Here is a 20,283-nt window from a genome sequence, read left to right as displayed (position 1 = left end):
TATAATCAAGATTACTCGCTATAGGAAGCTTTTTCATTAAATTCTAATCTTCTTTTTCAGGAAAACGAGCAGATGAAATCGGTCGAATTGAGACTGTGCCCTCAAAGTCCGTCACAGCAGCATGAATTTTAAAGATTTCTTTAAGAAACTGTTCTGTCAAAACTTCTTTCGGCGAACCGGTTTTAACAATATGTCCCGCTTCGCAAGCGATGATGCGGTCACTATACAGCGCAGCTTGATTGAGATCATGCAACACGAGCACAATCGTTAAACCATAGTTCTGATTTAAATCTTTCAACAAGTCTAGCAACTCAAGCTGATGCGAAATATCAAGATAAGTCGTTGGTTCATCCAAAAGCAGCACGGGGGTTTTTTTGCGCAAGCGCCATCCCAAGCCAAGCCCGCTGACGCTCTCCGCCAGAAAGTGTATGAAGCGGCCTATAAGCAAGCGATTTTAAATTGCATACGGAAAGCGCCCAATCGATCACGTCTTCATCTTCTGATGTAAGGCGTTCGAGCCACGCTTTATGCGGTAAACGCCCGTAAGCAATTAAATCATGAACAACCACATCCAAAAGACCATCTGGCGCTTGCGAAAGCATCGTCATTTCTTGTGCGAGCTTTTTTGAACTGAGCGCACTGAGTTCCGTTCCTTCAAGCAAAATTGTACCTTCGTTTGGAGCAAGCAAGCGCATCATCAGCCGAAGTAGCGTCGATTTACCAGAACCGTTTGGGCCGATTAATGTTGTAATCTTGCCAGCTTCGATTTGAAGCGACAAGTCGTCAATTGCAAAGTCTTTTTTCCGTATAAAAGAAAGGTTTTGAATTTCGATTTTCATGACGTCACCCTCCCGCGCTGCAATAGAATCAAGAAGAACGGTGCCCCGAGCATCGCAAGCAGTATACCAACTGGAAGTTCAATCGACCCAAACCAGCTGCGTGCCGCCGTATCAGCGAACGCAACGAGTAGTGCCCCGCCAAGAGCCGAAAGCGGCAAAAGGTAGCGATAATCGTTTCCGATAATCAACCTGAAAATGTGTGGTACGACAAGCCCGACAAAGCCGATCAATCCCGCAACGCTTACGGCTACTCCACTTAAAAAAGCAGCGAGCATGATGATAAAAAAACGGTGTCGTTCGACTGCATAACCTAATAATTTCGCGGCATCATCACCGAGCATCAAAACGTTGGAAGAACGAATCGCAAAAATGCTTAAAATAAATCCGATCAGCATGTAGGGCCAAATCAATTCCAGATGATACCAGCTTTTTCCAGAAAGTGTCCCCGTCATCCAAGAAATCACACTTTGAACACGGTTGGAATAAAGCACCATCACACCAGATGTCATCGCAGAAATAAAGGCATTGATAGCAACCCCCGACAGAATCACTCGAAGCGGCGAAACTCCTTTGTCCCACGCCACCAAATAGATCAACAGCGCTGTTCCAAAAGCACCAAGAAAAGCGCCAAGCGGTACGAGACTTGAAAGTGCTGGAAAAACAATCGTCAGGATGATCGCAACGAGTCCCCCACCTGCCGAAACGCCAATGACGCCAGGATCTGCAAGCGGATTACGCATGACGCCTTGAAGTAGGCAACCAGCAATTGCAAGAGCCGCTCCGACCAGAAATGCAATCAAAATACGCGGTAATCTGAGATTATAGATCAGCTGATCAGAAAGTGCGCTACCATTTTGCGTAAGACTTGCCCACACTTCGCTATAACTGAGCTTGACAGAGCCGGTTGTTAAACTATAGAAAAAGACAAGAATAAGTAAAATAAAGACAATGATAAAAGACCAAAACCGCCGTTTTTGTCTCGGATCCTTCCCGCCTGTCATTTTCTCACCTGATTAAGCTTAGCTGTCATCACATCAAGCGCTTCATCAATTCGAACGCCGGGGTTTGTTCCAAATAAATCAGCAGGCAGTACGACAATATGATCATTTTTTACCGCAGAAGTTGAACTCCACGCTTGGTTTTGTTTCATTTCCGTTTTAAGCGCTGTTTCCGTTTCTTTTTCATCACCGCCGTGAATCATCAAAAAGATTATTTCTGGATCAGCAGCAACAATTTTCTCGACGTTGAGTGCAGCATATTGTGGGAAGTTTTCAACCCCTTTAAAATCTTTGGCTACATTGATTCCGCCAGCTTTTTCGAGCACATCTCCAGAAAGCGAGGTTGGAAGTGCCGCATAGTTGCTGCCCGGAGCTCCGAGGACGAGCAGAGCTCGCACTTTATTAACAGGCGCTTCTTTTTCAATAACTTTCATTTTTTCTGCTAACGTCTGATTGAGTTTATCAGCTTGTTTTTCTTTCCCAATCAGTTTTCCAAGAATTTCCGTTTGTGCTTTAATTTCATCAATCGAATTAGCCCCCGTCAAAACCACTTTCGCTCCAAGCGATTCGAGTGCTGGAACATCTTTCATATTCTGTTCCGAGCTTGCAATAATCACATCCGGTGCAAGCGCTGCAATTTTTTCCAAGTTAAGATCATGCGTGTTGCCGACTTCTGCCGCTTTTTTCGCAGCCTCAGGTTTCACTCCGCTGGCATCTTGTGTTTGCCTGCCGACAACCGTTCCACCAAGCGCATAGATCAAATTCATATCCGAATTAGTGAGCGCAATAATCCGCTCTGGTTTTTTATCAAAGTGGACGGTGCGTCCTGCCATATCTTTAATCGTAAGTACTGCTTTCTGCTCTGTTTCTTGCGATTTTGTTTTCGTCCCCGCTGTCGTTTCATGTTTTGCTCCGCAAGCCGAAAGTAGCAATATCAAAATAAAAATGAGTCCGAAATAAGCCTTTTTCATAGTGTCCTCCCTCTGATTTTCTGTTATATTTATTGTACTAAATAATTCCGATTTATTCAAAGTCTCATTGAGAATTGTTTTCATTTACTAAAAGGAGGATTACGATCCATGGCTTTACTGCACTTCAAGTTTCGTTCAAACGCCCTTGCGATGGCGACTGACGTTTCATTAATTTTGCCCGAACAGCCGAGTTGGTTCAGCGAAGAAACACTCACAAAGTATCCCACATTATATCTATTGCATGGTCTTTCAAATGATCATTCGACATACGTCCGAAACACGAACATTGAGCGTTATGCGGCGGAAAAAGGCATTGCTGTCGTGATGCCGTCAGCCGATCATAGTTTTTACGCAAACATGGCTTACGGGCACCGCTATTTCGACTATGTGGCTTATGAGCTGCCAGAAGTTCTTCCGACCCTTTTCCCTCTTTCTAAAAAACGGGAGGACACCTTTATTGCCGGTCATTCCATGGGCGGTTACGGCGCGTTCAAAATTGCGCTGACAAATCCCGAACGTTTTGCGAAAGTAGCGAGCATGTCCGGCGTAATGGATATTGACTACATCATCCGAAAACCGTTTGCTAATTTCAGTACAGAAGCGATCACCGGCGGCAAAAAAAACACTTCGCGGCAGCGAGAGCGACCTTTATGAATTGATTCGCAAAAACAAACGTGAAAATCGTCGCTTACCTGAACTTTATCAAAGTTGCGGTACGGAAGATTACCTTTACAAAGAAAACGTCGATTTCCATCAATTTCTACTTGATGAAGGCGTTCCTGTGAATTATTATGAAGCAGCTGGTGAACATAACTTCAACTTTTGGGAACCTGGCATCAAAAAAATTGTGGAGTGGCTGTAGATGATTGATATCCTTATTCCGTTTCTATTAATCGGATGCGGCATTTATTTCCGTTTTTTTTACGCCGCAAGACACATCTAAAACGTTCACTTACCGAACGAAAGCGAGCTTAAAAAGCGAGCGCCATTTCAAAGCTGCGCATCAGTATCTCGGCTTGCTGTGGATCGCGCTTGGTGCTTTTTCGATTTTGCTGTACTTAGTCATGCTGTTCATCCCGCTCTCATTTATTTTTCGCAGTAGCATTTATTTATTAATCGTAATTCTGCTTATTTTCCTAACCATTATCCAAACTGAAAAGTATTTAGCTAAACTATAAAGTCCCAAGCAAAAAGAACAGAATCCAAGAGAAGCCATTTCGCAAATGGTCCAATTTCTTGATTTCTGTTCTTTTTTAGACTTCTAGACGCTAGCTTTTCCGCTGACTACACGAAAATAGCTCTACCCCGCCTTCTTTCCTTAAGTCACTTTTATATTCCCCACAAAAAAAACAAAAAAACGTTATTTATAAATTGCTATTTCGGTGTCAAATTTAGATTTCAAAAATAAATATTTGGGTATTCTTAACTAAGTAAATCTATTCCGATAGGTTTACTTAGCAAGACGAATATCTTGCTTAAATTTTAAGAGATGGGATGGATGTAAAGTGACAAACCGAATTTCCTTAGAAAAAGAAGCACTAGATGTATGTAAAGCAACCGAAAAACCGCCGTTTTTGTATCAACTACCTGTTGATCAAGCAAGAGAAGCGTTAGAAGACTTGCAAAAACAGCCCGTGGTAAAACAAGCGGCAAATATTGAAAATCGTTCCATGGATTTGGGCGAACATGGTCAAATTAATGTACGTATTGTTAAACCAGAAAACAGTACTGGAGTATTGCCGATTATACTCTACGTTCACGGAGCAGGTTGGGTGTTAGGAAGTGCAGACACACATGACAAACTTGTCCGCGAACTAGCTGTTCGAACTAATTCAGTTGTCTTTGTGCCTGAATACGACCGTTCGCCAGAAGCAAAATATCCGACAGCAATCGAACAATGTTATGCAGTCTTGCTGAAAATTGCTGAAAATAGCAGCAAGGAAGCTTGGAATACTGAAAGAATTGTCATTGCCGGCGATAGTGTTGGAGGGAATATGGCGACTATTTTAACCATGCTCGCCAAAGATAGAAAAGGGCCTAAAATCGCGAAACAACTCTTATATTATCCAGTAACCAATCATGCCTTTGATACAGAATCCTATGATGAATTTGAAACGGATTACTATTTAACAAAAGAAGCTATGAAATGGTTTTGGGGAAACTATCTGCCAAAAGATCAAAATGCTCAGATCAAAACGATCTCCCCACTTCAAGCAACGAAAGACGACTTGAAAGATTTGCCACCCGCAATGATTTTAACCGGAGAAGCCGATGTTTTACGAGATGAAGGTGAGGCCTATGCACGCCGTTTGCGAGATGCTGGAGTCCCAGTTACACAAGTTCGTTTTCAAGGTATGATTCATGATTTTGTCATGCTGAACAGCTTAGATCAAGCACATGCAACACGAGCGGCAATGACTTTGTCGACTGAATGGGTAAAAGAAGATTAAGTGCGCTCGTTCTTTCTGATGCCTAATACCTCTTGGCACAACTCAACTCTAGAAAAGCATCTATGAAAGAACCGAAAGCCGTCCATATACAAATGGATAAACATTAAATCGCCTCTACAAAGAAACAGCCTTTTTAAATTCCTGTACAATATATAAATAGCCTTTCATCGTTACTGATGAAAGGCTATTCATATGCCCACCGTTTCGCATATCAATCTCAGTTCTCACACAAAAAGCTTTTTTAGCACTCAAAGCTCTGGATAAAAATCCGCCCAGCTCTTAAAATACCGCTCAAAAGAAAATTCATTTTCAATCATCAAACGAGCATTTTTACTGTAGCGTTTTCGCATTTTCTCATCAAGCAAAAATCGCTCCAACTCTAGCACCATCGCTTCAATATTACCTGGTTCAACGATCATCCCGTTTTCGCCATGCTGCACCGCCTCTGAAATCCCCCCAACATTCGTCGCAAGATTAGGAACTCCTGCCGCCATTGTTTCAAGAATAGCCATTGGAAGACCTTCATGATAGGAAGGGAGAAAGTGAAGTGCCGCATGTTGCATGACTTCCGCTTGTTCCACCTTGGAAATCCATCCCCCTAATAAAACATTGTCGATTTGTTCCGCCTCAATTTGCTCCGCCACCTTCCCAGTCTCGCCGTCCCCGTACAAAACAAAGCGTACTTCCGGAACCTTGACCCGAATTCGCTTCGCAACCGCCAAAAGATCATAGCTCCCCTTACGCTGCCCGATTCTCCCAAAAGTTACAATTGTTTTAGCTTCCGCGTGGTAAAGCGATTCTTCCGGCACTTGAACAGCGTTACGCGACACCGCTATATCCGTATCCGTAAGCGAGCGATAAAATGCTGCCCAGCCTTCACTTAAAACAACAAGTTGATCCACATCATTTAGTTCACTTCGAATCCATGCTTTCATCCATTTTCCGCTTGTTTGATAAAAGACCTCGAACTGCGAAGCATGCATGTGAAAAATCGTCTTGCATCTTTTTGGGAGTAATCGTTTGAGAAGCGCTTTACGAATAAAACTGCCTTTTTGGGCTACATGAAAATGTACCACATCAATTTTATTTCGCTTAACCTCCTTGCGAATCTTTGTAAGCGCACGCCACTGCGTGCGCTTTTTCTGTGTTTCCGACCAAGTCGTAAAAAAATACAGCTTCTGGTTGGGATGGGCATAGTATTTTTTGAAATTGGAAATCACGGTTGCCATTCCACCCTTGGCCTCCGGATCTGGTCCTACCATTAAAATGTTCATATTCTTTCCTCTTTTCTACGCCGCATGAAAACATACATTTGTTTTAATTCCGTTCGGTACATCAAGAAAAGCAAAACTATAGCGGCAAGTATCCACACTTTTTCCCACAATTCTTGCCGTAAAAAAGCACTTGATAGGCTCAAAATGAAAAGCAGCATCGTGATGAAAACATGACGTTTTACCGAAAATCCTTCCCAAACCCGCATTGAGAAATATGTTCTTGCAAAGAAAAAAAATTACGTAGCCTGAACCGGTTGCTACCGCCGCTCCTTTTGCCCCGTAAAGCGGAATCAAAGTAAGGTTTAACGCAAGTGCCGCTAGCATCGCAATAATGGACACATAAATATTCAATACACTTTTTCTTGAAAATACGATTCCAAGGTTCGTTGTTTCGCTTACCGTCATCATAAGCGGATAAAAACATAGCAACGGGAAGATATATTGTGCTTCCATGTAGGCCGGCGAGAGTATCCAGATAATTTGTTCTTTCATAAATAGCATCAGTAAGAAAAAGAGCGCAATCACGAACATGATCATCTGACTTACTTTTTCATAATAAATCAGCGGTTTGGCTTGTTTGTTCCATTCATAAGCAGTTGGAATCCAAAAATTCGCAAAGCTGATTTGAAGCACCATCAGCGCACTTGCCACTTTAAAGGCTGCGGTATAGATACCTAGTTCAGAAAAATCAGCCATGTAGCGCAAAAACAACTTGTCCATCACAATTAGCATGCTGTAAAATACTGTTCCAACCGCAACTGGGAATCCGAAACGCGCTAATTTCTTAATGAGCATCTTGTTGAGATTGGCGCTTTCTCCCTGAAACAAGCGCCGATGAATAATGATTAAAAGAAAATCGCCTGCCATTTGCCCTATCAACATACCGTAGACAACGGAACTAAATGTCTTTGAACTAAAGAGTAGCGCTGCAAGTGCTCCAATGAGGATAGTCAATTTGACCAGAATATTGGAAAAGGAAAAGCTGAAAGCACGATTTTCCATGCGAATAAAAAGCAGAATGAACCGTTCAAAAATCAAAAGAACAATCGACAAGGCAAGTAAATAAATGATGCCAACATAGTTTTGATCCGCGAAAAGCAAGCTCGAAAACATCGGGGCAAATCCCGCTAGGATAAGAATGAGGATAAGGGCAAAGGAAAATGGAATGAGCATCGCTTGCTTGAATAGGGATTTTTTATTCGGATAATCATGGAATTCACGGGTAAAAGCTTGATCGAATCCTAGGTAAATACAATAAATCAACATTGTTTGTGCCAGTAGAAACATGCCGGTCTTGCCGTATTCAGCGGGGGTTAGAAAATAAGTCGTGATCGGGATGAGTATCAGGTTAAGCAGCGCCGCACCAAGCGAGCCGATCGAAAACTGGCCGAAGCGAATGAGTAGTGCTTTCAAATGAGCTTCCTTCTTTCATTTTTAAGGATAATTCCGCCGCAGATTAAGCCGAAAAATGTGGATGACAATGCGGAAAATAAGATGTGCCCGGCGAAAAAGCTGTAGCAAAGCGCGACAAGGAGCATCCAGCTGTAAATCGAACGGACGGAATGACGCAGAGAAAGCTGCACGAAATAGCTTAAGAGAAATAATAAGAGCAGAAGTCCAGTGAGGCCAAGTCCAAAAAAAAGCATCAAAAAAATCCATTTCGATCAGCCCCACTCGGCCGAAATTTTCAAGCCGATACTGAAAACCTTGGCCGAAAAAAAAAGGTGAAACCGGCTTTTGGATCGTTTAAAAAGGAGGTCATTCCGCCTGAAAGATAGTCGCTGCGCGAACTGGAAAGAAGTCGTACAAGGTTTCCTTCGTAAAGATAGTAGAAATACGTGATTCGTTCGTAAGTGCCAACGACCATTTGTGCGGCATAGCCGATTCCTTTAAACACCACCCAGCCGATCAAAAAGCTGCTGAGAAACCAGATCGTGATTTTATGGTTGATCGAGCGGTAGCGGACTTTGAAGAAGAGCTGAAACAGCAGATAAAGCTGACTGCGGCGCCGTAGAGGATACCGGTTTTGGTGCCGACGAGAAGCAGGCAGATGATATTGCCGAAAAAGAGCATTAGTAAAAGAAGCGGTTTGAAATTCCATTTTTGGCGGAGCGACGATAGGAGCGACTGCGCGGTGAATGTGATTGAAATCATGAACGCAAAGCTCGTATCATTGTTAGCGAAAAAGAAGCCTTTGTAGCCCGCACCTGAATTATCATAGGTCTGATTGCCGACACCTAGCAGATAAGGAATAAGCAGGCAGATAGTAAAGAAAAAACTAAGTGTAAGGAAGATTTTTTCATAGGATATGGTTGTGAAGAATGCTCTTCGCTCGTATATGTAATACGGAATCAGTACCCATAAGAAATATTTGATAAATACGGAAAGGTCTTTCGTAATCCAACTAAGCGGGTTTTCAAGCAGCAGGCTTTGAAGCATGAAGAGGATCAAATTTCCAAGGATGAACATCGCGGCAAGAAGTGTAAACTTGGTTTTGGGCAGTTTCCCGAAAAAAATGGCCGCAATGAGAAAAAGGAAAAACAACAAGCGGTAAAGCACGCCGACGGGGATGGGGATACTCGCTGAGAGGAAAAAACCATTGAGAAAATCAATAAGTGGAAAAATAACGATGAATCCAATAAACATGCGGCTGTCTAAAACGTGCTTATCCATTACTGCTTGTCTTCCTTTCTTTTTTCACGCCATACGCGGAACAAAAATTCAAGATTGCCGATGATGTAGCGGGAAAATAATCTTCGCGGTTCTTGCTGAAAACGGTAAAACCACTCTAAACCAGCTTTTTGCATCCACGCCGGTGCACGCTTTGTCTTGCCGGAAAGTACATCAAAACTGCCGCCTACCCCCATCATGAAGGGAACTTGGAGCGTTTCTTGGTATTCGTGAATCCAAAATTCTTTTTTGGGGCTGGAAAAAGCAACAAACAAGATATCCGCTCCGCTTTCGCGAATTTCCTTAGCAATTTGTTCACTTTCCGCCTCTTCAAAATATCCATTGCGATATCCGGCAATTTCGAGCTCGGGATAACGCTCTTGATCGAGCTTTACGACACGCTCCACAACTTCTTCTTCGGCGCCGAAATAATACGGTTTCCAGCCCTTCTCGGCAGAGAGCTTGACCAGTTCTTGAAATAAATCAATACCCGCGACGCGTTCTGGAAGATGTCTCCCCAAATAGCGAGCGGCTAAAACAACCGATTGTCCATCCGCACTGACGAGCGGCGCTGCATTAATAATTTCCGCGAGCCTTGGATTACGTACCATCAAATTGATTTTTCCGGCATTAATTGAAATATGCTGGCTGGGCTTCCCTAAACGAATAAGTTCCTCGATCTTTGCTAAGGTTTCCTGCATCGAAAGAGCATCCAAATTCGCGCCAAGCAAATGTATGCGCTGATTCGGCATGGTTAATATGCCCCCTTTGGAATAAGTATTACAAAAACGGTTCGGCATAGAATTTGAACATCTAATTTGAAAGAGCTGTTGCGAATGTATTTCAAATCGAGTTCCACCATTTCTTGAAAGCTGAGTTCGTTTCGGCCGCTTACCTGCCAAAGTCCTGTGCATCCAGGGGTTACTGCAAGTCGCAATTTTTCGTAAGAAGTGTATTCAGCAACTTCACGCGGAAGCGGTGGTCTCGGACCGACAAGAGCCATCTCGCCTCTTACAACATTCCAAAGCTGCGGAAGTTCATCAAGCTTGTTTTCCGTAGAAACCGACCGACTTGAGTGATACGTGGATCGTTTTTCATTTTGAACATCGCACCTTCGATTTCATTTTCTAAAAGATAATGCTGCAGCTGTTTTTCTGCATCTTCCTGCATCGTACGGAATTTGTACATCCAAAATTCTTTGCCAGCTTTCCCTACACGTTTTTGCTTAAAAAGCACTTGTGCTCGTGGATTTTCAAGCTTGATGCTGAGTGCAATAAGCAGTAACAGCGGGGCTAGTAAAATAAGGCCAAACAGACTTAGACAAAGTCCGAGTTTTTGTTTTCGCTTGGTATATCTTTCTTGCTCGATAATTTCGCTCAGATCCATTTTAGTAGGTTCCATTTCATGCTTCCTCCCCTAGTAATAATAGCTCTCCGCATTTTTTACTCCGTTAAAAACTACGCCGATAAGGGAAGCTTTGGCGAGCCGTAATTGATTAACTGCCTGCTTCGCTTTGTCTTTTCGTGTTTTATGATAGCGGCAGACGAGAACCGCTCCATCTGCAAGTTCTGCCAAAACAAGTGCATCAGAGACAATTGTAACGGGCGGTGTATCAATTATTATTCGGTCAAACGCCGCTCGAAGTTCTGTCAGAATTTCACTCATACGCTTTGTGGAAAGCAGGTCATTCGGGCTAGGCGGAATCGCTCCGCTTGTTAAAAGCATAAGGCTGTCTTTTGTGACAGCTATTTTTTGTAAACTGTCTTCAAGAATGCTTTCGCTTAGCATCACATTTGACAATCCAGGTTGAGCTAACTTGGCAAAATTCTTATGCAAAACTGGTCTTCGCATATCCGCATCAATTAACAGCGTCTTTTCGCCTTTTTGTGCATAAGCCATCGCAAGTCGCGAGGCTACTGTAGATTTTCCTGAACCGCTTTCTGGCGAGGTGATCAAGATAACTTGCTTCTTCTCATCAATTGCAGCATAATCGATTCCCGTCCGAATGAGTTTAAACTGTTCATCAATTGGTGAAAAACGATCTTTTCGCTTATATTTGGAACTTCGTATCATTCACCCGACTCCTTTCTTGTTTGGATAAAATTATCTGCTTGCGCAGAAATCTCACTCACTTCGCCTAATACATGGACTTCTAATAATTCTTCAATTTCTTCTGCCGATGTGAAAGTACGATCTGCAAAGAGTTTAATTACAATAAATCCAAAAGCTAGAAATAAGCCAAGGAAAAAGGCTAACACGAGCATTAGAGCTTTTCGCGGTTTTACTGGCGATTCATCACCAGTGTATTCAGCATTTGAAAGAACTTTGACATTATCAATTTTCATAATCTTCGGTGTTTCCTTGACAAACGTAGCGGCAACAAGATTCGCAATTTGCGCGGCTTGTTTCGGCTTTGAACTTTCCACGCTAATCTCTATAATTTGTGAGTTCGTTGTATTTTTCACTTGAATCATATTGGCTAAGGCTTGAGTGCTGTACTGCATTCCGAGTTTCTTGTTCACTTCGCCTAAAATACGCGGACTCATCACGATTGTGCTGTAAGTGTTCACTAGCTGTAAATCTGCTTGAACACTTTGTGCTTCGATGCCGTTTCGCGTCTTGCTTTCATACTGATTGACGATAATTTGGGTGCTTTTCTGGTAACTCGGATGCGCCACAAAAGTAAGATAGACAAACATGAAGAAAACAGAAACAGCGATGATGAGACAAGACCAGCCAAAATTACGTTTTGCAGTGGTAAATATTTTTTGCAAATCAATTTGCTCTGTCATGCTTTTCTCTCCTGATTTTTACCGTTTCGGTTATTGTTTGCCTTTTTTTAGAAAGGCTGCCGAGTGTATAAATTTCATCAAAGTCAGATGTATCTGTTAAAATATTTCGCGTATCAAATAAGACACGATTTTTCATCAACTGAACAACTTCAGACGAAAAAGACTTGAAATCGCTATGGTCTGTGAGAATAACTGCTAAATCGCTATCTGTTAAGGCTTGTTCAAGGTTGGATGTACTGATTTCCGGCAAATGCGGATCAAAAATACGAATGTCAAGCTGTGTTATTTTTCGGAGCCGATTAAGGACATTAACAGCTGGGCTTTCTCGTACATCTTCTGTATTGCCTTTATAGCTTAATCCAAGTAGGGTTATAACCTTGCCTTGATGTAGATCCAGCATATCCAGTAGCTGTTGCACGATAAAGTCCGGCATTTCGCGGTTGACGTGTCTCGCCGCTTGGATGAGCTTCGTTTCTCGCGGAGCTTCTGCCACAATGAAATACGGGTCGACCGCAAGGCAGTGTCCGCCAACGCCCGGACCAGGTTGGTGCAAGTTCACGCGAGGATGCTGATTGGCAATTTTAATCACTTCGAGTGCATTGATATTAAGCTTTTCCCCCACTTGAACAAGTTCATTTGACAGTGCGATATTGACATCGCGATAGGTATTTTCCATCAGCTTAGCGAGTTCGGCGATACTTGCTTTTGTCTCGATGATCGTCCCTTCAACAAAAAGTGAATACAGTGCTTTGCCTTTTGCTGCACAAGTTTCTGTAATTCCGCCAATGATACGATTATTTTGAACAAGTTCTTCTAGTATTTTTCCTGGCAATACTCTTTCTGGACAATGCGCCAAAAAAAAGGTCTCTTCCGATTGTAAATCCCGCTGTTTCAAAGAAAGGCTGAATGACATCTTCCATTGTTCGCGGAGCAATGGTAGATTCGATAATAATGGTGTTTCCAGCTCGCACAACTGGTAATACTGCTTGGAGCGCTTGTACAAGGTAGCGAATATCACAACTTTCAAATTGATCAGCTGAATTTGGAGTCGGCACTGCGATAATAAACGCATCCCCAGACTCTGGCTTAAGGCTCGCACGGAACCTTTTTTCCTCCAACGCTTTTGTTAAATAATCTGCCACACCCGGTTCTTTTATTGAAACTTGGCCTTGATTAAGTTCATCCACCAACGTTTCGGAAATATCCACGCCGACTACGTTCACTCCGTGTTTAGCAAACATGAGCGAAGTAGGCAACCCGATATACCCTAACCCGATTGTATTTATTTTCATTCTTCTCATCCTTACTTGACTTTCCAAGTCATCAGTACTTTGTTTTCTGGTTTATAAGCAATTTTTTCTGCTTTAGCTCGTTTATCTACTGCAAAGTAGGCTTTTCCTTGAATAATTTTATTTTTTTTCGATTTCATTTCCAAAGGTTTCCAAGCTGTCATCAATACTTACTTCTTTGCCGTCACTTGTCAACAAGACGAAATCAATTGAGCCAAGTCCAACCTTGGCGTTACTAATATTTTCTCCGCGGATTTTAAAACCATATAAATCTTTAATTTGCTTTCCTGCTTTGACCGATCTCGTTTTTTCTTGTGAAACTGTAAGTTCCATCCCGTTCACAACAATTGGCTTATTCATTTTTTCTGTTGCAGTTCTTGTAACTGGACGCTTCTTTTCTTTAGCGGAATTTCCGCTTGAGCAAGCTCCAAGAATGACTAAAAGCGCTGCACTAAGTAAGATTAATCCTATTTTTCGCATCATTTCACTCCATCAATTTTTTAAAATTTCCCAAGCACTTTATTTGATATAAAGTGCTTGGGTGTTGTTTATTTTTTCAATTCTACTTGTTTTGTATCAAGTAGTTTCATATCTTTGGTGTATCCTTCAATGGTTACGATATCGGTTGTTTTTATTTTATTTTTACCGACGTAATAGCTAAATGCTCCGCCGCCAAAATCTCCACCCCAAGCTTTAGCGACACCGTTAATGTAAACTTTTGCAATTTTGATATCACCTGTAAAAGTTCCTTTGACTGTTGAACTACCAACGATATGGGTAGCAGAAGTAAAGGAACCCTTTTCTGTCGCACTGACCAGTACATTGTTGCTGTCTAATTTTTTGTCGTTTTTATCGTAAGCTTCCATCGTTACACTTGCTCCTTGCTTGATCAGGTTCGATTTCACATAATAAGAGAATCGTCCTTTTGCAAAAGAACCGCCCCATGAAATTGTTTTTCCATTGACGATCAGGCGGGCTTTTGATACGTCTCCTGTGTAACTACCAACAATTGTTGATTTGCCTTCAATATAGTAATCAGGTCTAATGGTTCCGACTGCATTTACCGATTTGATTTCAACGTTCTTTCTATCCAATTCTTTTCCGCTCTTGTCTTTTGCAATTAAATAAGCACTATCTTGAGCTTTTATTTTATTGCCGACATAGTAACTAAAATTACCGTTCGCAAAAGTTCCGCCAGTTGAAATATATTTTCCATTAACATACAGGCTAGCCTTTGTCACTTCTCCTGTATATTTCCCGGTCGTGTTTTTATTTCCGGGATTGTAAACATCCGGCGTTATAGTTCCGGATACTTGCTTTTCGCTCACTTGAACTGGCACATTTTCTTCAAGCAAGTTATTTTCTTTATCGTAAGCATTGAATGTTATTTTATCTTTTTGCGAAATTTTTTGATTTCCTACATAAAAGACAAACTTGCCTTTTTCAACGCTACCGCCCCATGCTGCTGAAACACCATTGATGTATAAGCGAAGCCGTGCAACATCTCCTTGATAAGTTCCAGTCACATTTGTGTCTCCGATATTATACACATTCGGTTTAATGTTTCCTTTTGTAATCGGTAAATCAGATACACTTATTTTTTGATTCAGCAAATTGGATTCTTTACCATAATCGTCAGTCGCTCTCACTTGAATGGTATGATCTCCGGATGCAAGATTAGAAATTGGAGCTGACCATTTCACTTCATTACCAGGTGAAGTACTGTATTTTTTGTAAGCCACCCAATTTCCGTCATCAATCTTGTATTCCAAAATAAAGCTTTTCGATGTTAAGCCGTCAAATGTTCCTGCAAGATTCAACTCTGTTCCCGTTTGAATACGTTTAGGCGGGACAGGATCAAATTTAATTTTTGGAACTTCTGTTTCAATGGTTGTCTTCAGTACGGCTTTACTTAGTGGTGTTTCAACTCCATCATACGTTTTTACAGAACCTGAATATTCAATATCTATTGTTTTGTTATAAGGGATGCCTTTTTGGCGTATGATTGATTTTGATTTCTGCAATATTTTTTATTTTTTTTCTGTAGTAACTTCTTCTTTCGTATAGTAATCGACAATTCGGTCAAACCGTTTCGGATCGAATTTGTTAAAATCACCATTTCGCAATAGATTCAAGTTTAATTCTCTCTCAAAAATATTCTTACCGGGTAAATCATAAAGTTCGCCGATCACTTCCTGATCATTTGCCGGAACCGTATTAAATTCTTGCTGGTTGTCCCAGAGCGAAATATATTCACGCCAAGTCGGAATTTGATTATTCGTTGTTTGATAAGCGTACTCTTTTCCAGGAATGACTTCCGCATTTGAGATATTTCCTTTACCAGCCTTCCCCGCCGTTAATCCTGATCGATCAACAACAAACATCTGCATCTCAAATTTTTTGTTTTCAGCTGGTGTAAGCTTGCCTTTTGTGAGCACTTTATCTGGCGAACTATCATCTTCATTACCAGCATACTTGCTGAAATTCATGTAAATATTCCCTTCAGCACTCCCGCTAAGCGATCCAATATTTGTTGTTGCAGCTAAGCGCATCAAGGACTCATTAGCGAATTGCGGATAAGATTCCCATTCTGCTTTACTTGTCGTATTTTTATCCATTCCTCGCACAACGATACTCAGCTCATTTGGCGTTTTGGGAGAAAACTGAATACTTGAGCGATCAAATTTTAGCGGGAAACTCATTTCAAGCGGAAGAGGAACTCCGATAACCCTGACATATAAATTGGTTTTTAAGATGGATTTCTCCCAATCTATAATTTTGTATGCTTCCTTTGCATCCATACCTTTCGGGAGACGCATTATTAAACGCACGCCATAGTTTCCCTTGCGATAATCTTGAATGGCTCTTTCTCCTCCGATATCTATGCCAAAAGGAATAGACCCTTCCATTGGAAGTTTTACCACAGAAACCATTTCTCCGACATATGGCTTGTTTTCACTATTGTACGGTGTGAACTTTGAAATAAAGCTTCCTTTACTCGAACTTTTCATTTTCACGGTTAGACGTGTAATGGACGTATCCAAACCACCTGCTCGAGTTTCTCTTTGACGCGGACGCATTTGTTTTGACCGCTTAAGGGGATTCTTTTGCAAATAATCGACCATTTGCTTTGCTTCCGCATCAGTTAATCCTTGGTTATAATTGGTTACTTTGATTCCCATTTTCTCTAAATACTTGGCTAAATTACGTTCGCTTGCCGAAATTGGTCGTTGAGCTTTTACAGTTGCACCATTTTCAGCCGAAACTGGTTTAGCTTTGAATGAACCAAAACTAGTCATAACAACAGAAGCAGCGAGCGTAGATAGAAATATTTTCTTCATCATTTTTCTCTTCATGACCGTCCCCCAATATTTATTAATTTGCTTAAAATAACCGAATTTAATTGTGCTAAGCTAAGTCACCGCACCACCTCCTTTAAAAACGAAATTCATCATGCTCCTTCACTTCCAAATTACGTTATTCTCAATTTGGAATATTTAATAGCCTGAAAATCAAAAATCACGCTGTCGCCTTCCATGTGTAAAATACCGAATCTGACAAAATAGCCGACCAGTGCAGGACGTTCTTGATAGCGTACTTGACAAAGGTCAAGTAAAAAATTTAATATATTGATACTTTTCTTCGCTTTCTCTGTCCCATCGTAGTAATGGGTCGGCAGCAGTTTTTCAATGACTTGGTAAACACGTTCATGAACGTCATCTTGCAAACATATATAATTCTCAATATTCGATTTATAAAAACTATTAATGCACTTGATCAAGTATTCCATGAATGCTGGTCGGATTGAAAAGTAATTGAGCATATACTCTTGATTGATCAAGGTAATTTCCACTTTGCTGAGAGCTAGATGCATAAGTGGTTTAACCTCTAAACGATCATCTGGAAAAAGGTTGCTGAGACCAATTAGATTGTTTGATAAACAAAAGTTCACAACATTTGAATTATGATCTGAAAAAAATGAAAATACACTGCCTGATTTAACAATTCCGATATGCTGCTGCATATTTTCTGGAATTCGCTCCCCTTCCTCATAGGAAACAGTTTTCACGAGACCTTTCTGATATTGGTTCAATCTCAGTTCTTCAATAATAATGCCCCAACTCATCGTGTTAATTTTTTCTCTATGTCCCTCCATCGCTTCGCCTCCTTTTGTCGACCACTTTTTTTCCCGTTCCTCACTGTCTTTCCTTTAGCTTATATGCATTCTAGCACATATAATACAGCTTTATTTATTTTTGAAAGCGCTTTCCTTTTGTTTCGAAACTTATTTTACATTTCCTATATAGACAAGACAATTTTTATCCCGTACCCTATAGGAAGAAAAAGGAGGTTAATTGAGATGGACATTTTTGTTATTGAAGATGACTTGCAATTTCGGTCATATTTCATGGATTTGCTGCACACAATCCACGATCCATTTTTATTTCCGAAATGGAATATTCAAGCCGTTACGAGAATTTTTTCCATTGAAGAACTTGAAATAAAAGATGATACCCTATTCTTTTTAGATATTGATTTGAAGAGTTCCATCACGGGGATCGACATTGGGATGGAAATTAGGAAGCGGAACAGCAAATGCTATATCATTTATCTAACCTCGTTTGCCAATTTTGGCCGCAACATGATCAATGCAAATATCTATCCGGCTGCCTATCTACTTAAAACCCCGAACAAAGACATATTGGCATCAGAATTGTTAGCCAGCCTTACGAGCATCCAAAGAGACATTCAAACGAAACAAAAAAAATAGTAAAAAAATCATTTTTAAAAACCAAACCGAAACCATCTCAGTTCCGCTTGACGACATCTTATATTTATCAACCGTTCCCGGCATGCGGAATGCTTTACTGCTCGTGACCATTTTTGGAGAATCATTTATTGACGGTAAAATTAAAGATATTAAAGCGAAACTCGATGCGGCTCATTTTTATACCGAGCTGAAATCGCATGTGATCCATTTGAGGAAAGTAAAAGGAATTGATTCTGCCAGAGGACTTATCCAGTTTGAGGGAGAGAATACACTTGAACTGAATACGCCGAGCATTCGAAAAGTGCTGCAGCATTTTAAAGAAGGGGGGAACCGTTAAATTGGCCTATAATCTCACGACACTTTTTCTATCAATGCATTACTTTTTGATCATGCTGTTCATCGGGAAATATTTTTTTCTAAGAAGCAGATCGTCATTCTGTCTGCTTTACTTATCGTGATTGAAACCATTTTATTGATAGCGAAAACAGAAGTTTTATTCTTGCTGATCATTATTTTCTTTATCATTCAGTGGGCCGCAAGTAGCATCCATTTAAACAGGAAATACCTTTCCTCTTTATACCTTTGGGTTCAGTATGGGATTTCCACATTCATTTGGTATCTATCTTTCGACCTTCCAGAACAAATTGCAGCGTCACACGAAGGACATGCCCAGCTCATCGTTCTTTTATTTACAACACAAGCTGCCTTTGTAATCGGCATTGCTTGGCTACTTCAATATCTTTCAAAAAAATACAACCTATGGAATCGCATTTACCTTCCGTCCGGCAGATTCGTTTCTATCATTGATCCATTTCTCGTTCTGCTTTTCTTTCTTACTTTAGCGGTTCATCATAAAATCATTGACAGTAAAAATCTCATCCCCGTCGCTTACATCATCTTTTTCATTGCTTTTGCCATCGTGATCATCTTGTTCGGCATGTACCTTGTCGCTCAATATAAAAAACTGGAAACCGACAATGAACTGCTTCGAAAAACACTTTCCGCTGAGCAAAATATGTATGAATTTTCAAGAGAATTTCAACATGATTTAAACGCCTTGCTAATTTCAATGAAGGGTTTGCTACACGAACAAAAGATAGAAGAATCCTTGACTTTTCTTGAAAATCTCGAAGGTCAAACCATGCCGGTCTACAAAAACCAATATTATTCACAAATTGAATTCGTTGCAAATTTGCCAATCAAAGCGCTGCTGCACCAATTTATTTCGAATTGCATCACAACTGACATTCCCTGCAAAGTCAGTATCACCAACGACTTAGCAAACATCGAGACTGACTTACTTGACTTCATCCGTGCCATTTCAATCATTTTGAACAATGCATATGAAGCAAGAACAAATTTTCAAGGCAGTTCGTACTTCATCGAATTGATCATCTCGGAAGATCATAAGCAAACGACCTTTTTCACCGTAAAAAATCCGACGAATCTCGGCTTATCGTTAGGGCATATCTTTAAGCGCGGCTATTCCTCGAAAGCTGAACATAAGGGGCTCGGGCTTACCACCCTCACTCGCATTGCTAAGCGCTATCCGAATGTCGAGCTGAATTATCATCTACAAAATAATATCTTATCGGCCGGTTTAAAAATTATGTCGCTAGAGAAAAGTAGTCACATCCCCAACTCATGAAAAAAAGCAGCTCCTAATTTTGTTAGGAACTGCTCTTTTTTTGAATGTTTTCATTCTAGTTGTAATATGTAAAAAATCGAATTTTTTCTGATGATATTAATGAATGAAGGGAAAGGATTCTCTATTTATCTGTTTTTTTAAGCCCATCATCGCTTACCATGCTACATATAGCTCCTCTTGGCTCTGCTCGATATCCCGCGCATGTGTGGTCACTAACCACTCTTGCACGGGCATCGCCTGTCACAGAGTCAAAGGCATCCTTTAATTGTCTCTGTAGGATATGTAATTCTTCTTGTACTTCGGCATATTTCTTCTGAATGTTTCTCATTTTGTGCGTCAAGTGAGCTTCTATACGATTGGCTTCTTGATTGACCGCAGATTTTAACTCGACTTTTTGTGCCTGCTTGATCAGGTCTCGTTCCGCATGTCTTAAACGAATTCGTTCACTCGGGGTTAACTCCTTGCTTTTGAGTCGTTCTCTTAAGACGCTCGCCTGATAGGTATAGTCCCCTGAAGCCTCTCCTCGGGCTCGTGCTCGTTCCCGTTCATACATATTCCCATACATCTGTGCGTCCTCCTCT

The 20,283-nt window shown here is 41.0% G+C and carries 23 protein-coding genes and 3 pseudogenes; 7 read left to right on the top strand and 19 right to left on the bottom strand.

The window, feature by feature from the left end:
* Positions 1-43: 43 nt before the first annotated feature.
* The 3 genes and pseudogenes from MFLO_RS07935 to MFLO_RS07925 form a co-directional block, all read right to left on the bottom strand.
* Positions 44-839 (bottom strand): annotated as a pseudogene (locus MFLO_RS07935) (ABC transporter ATP-binding protein).
* Complete coding sequence (locus MFLO_RS07930; RefSeq protein WP_036097400.1) at positions 836-1,840, bottom strand: FecCD family ABC transporter permease; 1,005 nt, start codon at positions 1,838-1,840, stop codon at positions 836-838. The pseudogene MFLO_RS07935 and the gene MFLO_RS07930 overlap by 4 nt, the downstream one beginning before the upstream one ends.
* Positions 1,837-2,808, bottom strand: a complete 972-nt coding sequence (locus MFLO_RS07925; protein WP_036097399.1) for an ABC transporter substrate-binding protein — start codon at positions 2,806-2,808, stop codon at positions 1,837-1,839. The genes MFLO_RS07930 and MFLO_RS07925 overlap by 4 nt, the downstream gene beginning before the upstream one ends.
* A gap of 108 nt (positions 2,809-2,916) precedes the next feature.
* On the opposite strand from MFLO_RS07925, the gene MFLO_RS07920 reads away from it, so the two are divergent.
* The 4 genes from MFLO_RS07920 (at position 2,917) to MFLO_RS07915 (ending at position 5,258) form a co-directional block, all read left to right on the top strand.
* Positions 2,917-3,462, top strand: a complete 546-nt coding sequence (locus tag MFLO_RS07920; RefSeq protein WP_241433589.1) for an alpha/beta hydrolase — start codon at positions 2,917-2,919, stop codon at positions 3,460-3,462.
* A 1-nt stretch (position 3,463) separates the two neighbouring features.
* Complete coding sequence (locus MFLO_RS16390; protein WP_241433588.1) at positions 3,464-3,670, top strand: alpha/beta hydrolase; 207 nt, start codon at positions 3,464-3,466, stop codon at positions 3,668-3,670.
* Positions 3,671-3,716: 46 nt separating this feature from the next.
* Positions 3,717-3,986, top strand: coding sequence for an SdpI family protein (locus MFLO_RS17215; RefSeq protein ID WP_149023003.1), 270 nt, complete (start codon positions 3,717-3,719; stop codon positions 3,984-3,986).
* Positions 3,987-4,313: 327 nt separating this feature from the next.
* Positions 4,314-5,258: an alpha/beta hydrolase gene (locus tag MFLO_RS07915; RefSeq protein ID WP_036097398.1), complete on the top strand. Its 945-nt coding sequence runs from the start codon at positions 4,314-4,316 to the stop codon at positions 5,256-5,258.
* Between the two features lie 248 nt (positions 5,259-5,506).
* Here MFLO_RS07915 and MFLO_RS07910 read toward each other — a convergent pair whose 3' ends face one another.
* The 15 genes and pseudogenes from MFLO_RS07910 to MFLO_RS07855 all read right to left on the bottom strand — a co-directional run bounded on the left by MFLO_RS07910 (position 5,507) and on the right by MFLO_RS07855 (position 17,439).
* Complete coding sequence (locus MFLO_RS07910; RefSeq protein WP_036097397.1) at positions 5,507-6,532, bottom strand: glycosyltransferase family 4 protein; 1,026 nt, start codon at positions 6,530-6,532, stop codon at positions 5,507-5,509.
* A gap of 15 nt (positions 6,533-6,547) precedes the next feature.
* Entirely contained in the window at positions 6,548-7,945 is a 1,398-nt protein-coding gene (locus tag MFLO_RS07905; protein WP_241433587.1) for a lipopolysaccharide biosynthesis protein, read from the bottom strand.
* Positions 7,942-8,178, bottom strand: coding sequence for a hypothetical protein (locus tag MFLO_RS16005; protein ID WP_206538322.1), 237 nt, complete (start codon positions 8,176-8,178; stop codon positions 7,942-7,944). The genes MFLO_RS07905 and MFLO_RS16005 overlap by 4 nt, the downstream gene beginning before the upstream one ends.
* A gap of 41 nt (positions 8,179-8,219) precedes the next feature.
* Complete coding sequence (locus tag MFLO_RS16000) at positions 8,220-8,444, bottom strand: hypothetical protein (protein WP_206538321.1); 225 nt, start codon at positions 8,442-8,444, stop codon at positions 8,220-8,222.
* Positions 8,441-9,205 (bottom strand): O-antigen ligase family protein, encoded by a 765-nt coding sequence (locus MFLO_RS15995; protein WP_206538320.1) that lies wholly within the window; start codon positions 9,203-9,205, stop codon positions 8,441-8,443. Before MFLO_RS15995 ends, MFLO_RS16000 begins: the two co-directional genes overlap by 4 nt.
* The gene (locus MFLO_RS07895; protein ID WP_036097396.1) at positions 9,205-9,954 is read right to left on the bottom strand and encodes a WecB/TagA/CpsF family glycosyltransferase; all 750 of its coding nucleotides are present in this window, start codon (positions 9,952-9,954) and stop codon (positions 9,205-9,207) included. The genes MFLO_RS15995 and MFLO_RS07895 overlap by 1 nt, the downstream gene beginning before the upstream one ends.
* A 2-nt stretch (positions 9,955-9,956) precedes the next feature.
* Positions 9,957-10,603 (bottom strand): annotated as a pseudogene (locus tag MFLO_RS07890) (sugar transferase).
* Positions 10,604-10,618: 15 nt separating this feature from the next.
* On the bottom strand, positions 10,619-11,275 hold the full coding sequence (locus tag MFLO_RS07885) for a CpsD/CapB family tyrosine-protein kinase (protein WP_036097395.1): 657 nt from the start codon (positions 11,273-11,275) through the stop codon (positions 10,619-10,621).
* Complete coding sequence (locus MFLO_RS07880; RefSeq protein WP_036097394.1) at positions 11,272-11,994, bottom strand: YveK family protein; 723 nt, start codon at positions 11,992-11,994, stop codon at positions 11,272-11,274. Before MFLO_RS07880 ends, MFLO_RS07885 begins: the two co-directional genes overlap by 4 nt.
* A pseudogene (locus MFLO_RS17210) lies at positions 11,978-13,286 on the bottom strand (nucleotide sugar dehydrogenase). The gene MFLO_RS07880 and the pseudogene MFLO_RS17210 overlap by 17 nt, the downstream one beginning before the upstream one ends.
* 11 nt (positions 13,287-13,297) lie before the next feature.
* Positions 13,298-13,423 (bottom strand): hypothetical protein, encoded by a 126-nt coding sequence (locus tag MFLO_RS16820; protein ID WP_277619773.1) that lies wholly within the window; start codon positions 13,421-13,423, stop codon positions 13,298-13,300.
* Complete coding sequence (locus MFLO_RS07870) at positions 13,404-13,763, bottom strand: hypothetical protein (RefSeq protein ID WP_051993555.1); 360 nt, start codon at positions 13,761-13,763, stop codon at positions 13,404-13,406. Before MFLO_RS07870 ends, MFLO_RS16820 begins: the two co-directional genes overlap by 20 nt.
* A 68-nt stretch (positions 13,764-13,831) precedes the next feature.
* Entirely contained in the window at positions 13,832-15,307 is a 1,476-nt protein-coding gene (locus MFLO_RS07865) for an immunoglobulin-like domain-containing protein (RefSeq protein WP_036097393.1), read from the bottom strand.
* Positions 15,308-15,313: 6 nt separating this feature from the next.
* On the bottom strand, positions 15,314-16,639 hold the full coding sequence (locus MFLO_RS07860; protein WP_036097392.1) for a hypothetical protein: 1,326 nt from the start codon (positions 16,637-16,639) through the stop codon (positions 15,314-15,316).
* A gap of 116 nt (positions 16,640-16,755) precedes the next feature.
* Positions 16,756-17,439, bottom strand: coding sequence for a cyclic nucleotide-binding domain-containing protein (locus MFLO_RS07855; protein WP_036097391.1), 684 nt, complete (start codon positions 17,437-17,439; stop codon positions 16,756-16,758).
* Positions 17,440-17,643: 204 nt separating this feature from the next.
* On the opposite strand from MFLO_RS07855, the gene MFLO_RS07850 reads away from it, so the two are divergent.
* The 3 genes from MFLO_RS07850 (at position 17,644) to MFLO_RS07840 (ending at position 19,702) form a co-directional block, all read left to right on the top strand.
* The gene (locus MFLO_RS07850; RefSeq protein ID WP_051993554.1) at positions 17,644-18,054 is read left to right on the top strand and encodes a response regulator; all 411 of its coding nucleotides are present in this window, start codon (positions 17,644-17,646) and stop codon (positions 18,052-18,054) included.
* A 7-nt stretch (positions 18,055-18,061) separates the two neighbouring features.
* Positions 18,062-18,391, top strand: a complete 330-nt coding sequence (locus tag MFLO_RS07845; RefSeq protein WP_077913190.1) for a LytTR family transcriptional regulator DNA-binding domain-containing protein — start codon at positions 18,062-18,064, stop codon at positions 18,389-18,391.
* Between the two features lie 162 nt (positions 18,392-18,553).
* Complete coding sequence (locus MFLO_RS07840; RefSeq protein ID WP_149023001.1) at positions 18,554-19,702, top strand: GHKL domain-containing protein; 1,149 nt, start codon at positions 18,554-18,556, stop codon at positions 19,700-19,702.
* A gap of 121 nt (positions 19,703-19,823) precedes the next feature.
* Here the strand turns inward: MFLO_RS07840 and MFLO_RS07835 are convergent.
* On the bottom strand, positions 19,824-20,283 hold a 460-nt coding region (locus tag MFLO_RS07835; RefSeq protein ID WP_036097388.1), incomplete at its 5' end, for a hypothetical protein.

This window comes from Listeria floridensis FSL S10-1187, from assembly GCF_000525875.1.
In the GTDB taxonomy this organism is placed as follows: domain Bacteria; phylum Bacillota; class Bacilli; order Lactobacillales; family Listeriaceae; genus Listeria; species Listeria floridensis.
The sequence above is the reverse complement of the archived record's forward strand: the minus strand, read 5'-3'. Positions and strand labels throughout refer to the sequence as shown.

Bases quoted from the DNA above. Each gene is read 5' to 3' on its own strand.
- MFLO_RS07930 (WP_036097400.1), bottom strand. From the start codon at position 1,840: ATGACAGGCGGGAAGGATCCGAGACAAAAACGGCGGTTTTGGTCTTTT.
- MFLO_RS07925 (WP_036097399.1), bottom strand. From the start codon at position 2,808: ATGAAAAAGGCTTATTTCGGACTCATTTTTATTTTGATATTGCTACTT.
- MFLO_RS07920 (WP_241433589.1), top strand. From the start codon at position 2,917: ATGGCTTTACTGCACTTCAAGTTTCGTTCAAACGCCCTTGCGATGGCG.
- MFLO_RS07910 (WP_036097397.1), bottom strand. From the start codon at position 6,532: ATGAACATTTTAATGGTAGGACCAGATCCGGAGGCCAAGGGTGGAATG.
- MFLO_RS16005 (WP_206538322.1), bottom strand. From the start codon at position 8,178: ATGCTTTTTTTTGGACTTGGCCTCACTGGACTTCTGCTCTTATTATTT.
- MFLO_RS15995 (WP_206538320.1), bottom strand. From the start codon at position 9,205: ATGGATAAGCACGTTTTAGACAGCCGCATGTTTATTGGATTCATCGTT.
- MFLO_RS07895 (WP_036097396.1), bottom strand. From the start codon at position 9,954: ATGCCGAATCAGCGCATACATTTGCTTGGCGCGAATTTGGATGCTCTT.
- MFLO_RS07885 (WP_036097395.1), bottom strand. From the start codon at position 11,275: ATGATACGAAGTTCCAAATATAAGCGAAAAGATCGTTTTTCACCAATT.
- MFLO_RS07880 (WP_036097394.1), bottom strand. From the start codon at position 11,994: ATGACAGAGCAAATTGATTTGCAAAAAATATTTACCACTGCAAAACGT.
- MFLO_RS16820 (WP_277619773.1), bottom strand. From the start codon at position 13,423: ATGAAATCGAAAAAAAATAAAATTATTCAAGGAAAAGCCTACTTTGCA.
- MFLO_RS07870 (WP_051993555.1), bottom strand. From the start codon at position 13,763: ATGCGAAAAATAGGATTAATCTTACTTAGTGCAGCGCTTTTAGTCATT.
- MFLO_RS07860 (WP_036097392.1), bottom strand. From the start codon at position 16,639: ATGAAGAGAAAAATGATGAAGAAAATATTTCTATCTACGCTCGCTGCT.
- MFLO_RS07855 (WP_036097391.1), bottom strand. From the start codon at position 17,439: ATGGAGGGACATAGAGAAAAAATTAACACGATGAGTTGGGGCATTATT.
- MFLO_RS07850 (WP_051993554.1), top strand. From the start codon at position 17,644: ATGGACATTTTTGTTATTGAAGATGACTTGCAATTTCGGTCATATTTC.